General features: G+C 65.6%; 1 protein-coding gene. It reads right to left on the reverse strand.

Annotated features, from left to right (window positions below; translation table 11 throughout):
• Positions 1-162: 162 nt before the first annotated feature.
• Positions 163-951, reverse strand: a complete 789-nt coding sequence (locus LQV45_RS34760) for an NAD(P)-dependent oxidoreductase (protein WP_230012491.1) — start codon at positions 949-951, stop codon at positions 163-165.
• Positions 952-1,106 lie beyond the last annotated feature (155 nt).

The raw sequence follows: 1,106 nt of genomic DNA on the forward strand, positions 1-1,106 counted from the left end.
CTCTCCAACGCTGCGCTTGAGAAGGGTCGTCCACAGCAGGATGACGGCCAGATAGGCTGCCAGGGCCCAGATGCCGATCATGCTGCTGCTCCTGACGGGGTAGTGCTGGTTTGCGGATGGTTCATCATTGATTCCTGTAAACGATTCTGCCTGAGGTCGGGGTCAGCGCAAGGCCGGCGCCGCCTGTGCTGATTTCTCGGCGATGCGCGTAAGTGCCGCAGCGGAGGCTGTGGTCATTTCGGCGGGGACTCCGAGGTCGGTGAGGTAGCCGGCAGTGTCCTGCATCTCCTTGGAACGGCGCAGGGCGTGCTTGGCTGTGCCGGTGAGGAACCTGTCGATGACTGCCGGGCCGTCCCCCGCCAGCTGCCTGGCGATCTGACTCCGGATCCAATCTTCCAGTCCCGCGGCCCGTCCCGCCGTGACGGCTTCGACCACCACGGAGGCCAGGCCTTTCATCAAGACGCTGCGGAGCAGTTTGTGGGCCATCGCGGCCCCGGGCTCGCCGTCGGCGATTTCGACCTCGGCACCAAGCGGCGCCAGGAGATCGGCAACGGCCCGGGACCCCGGGCCACTGACCATCAGCGGGGTCTTCTCGCCCAGCGCGGCTACGGGCCCGAGGATGGCGACGTCAACGAAGAGTGCCGGACTGGGCAACTGCCCAAGTTCCCGCATGACGTGCGGTGAGGACGAGGTGAAGTCGGCATAGCAGCTGCCCTCCGACAAAACGGGCAGGCATTCCTGGGCCACACTGCGGGCTGCGGCCGCTCCGGTGAGGACCAGGACAACGTCTGCGCCAAGGCACGCCTCGGCCGCGGTTGCTGCCCTGGTGACGCCGGTCGGGGTGGATGGTGCGACGGGATCAAATCCTGTGACGCTGTGGCCTGCCGCAATGAGTGCAGTCGCGTAGGTGGCTCCGGCTTCGCCGAGGCCGATGATGGTGCACGCGGTCATAGTTTTCTGTCTTTCTTGCTTTAGTGTCGGTCGGCGATGATGGCGGCCCGGCGGGTGGTTTCGTCGTCGAAGACTGCTTCGGCGGCTTCGGCTACAGCAATTGCCTGTTCCCTGGGGATGACGACGACGCCGTCGGAGTCGCCGATGATGATGTC

This window comes from Microbacterium sp. Bi128, assembly GCF_918698205.1.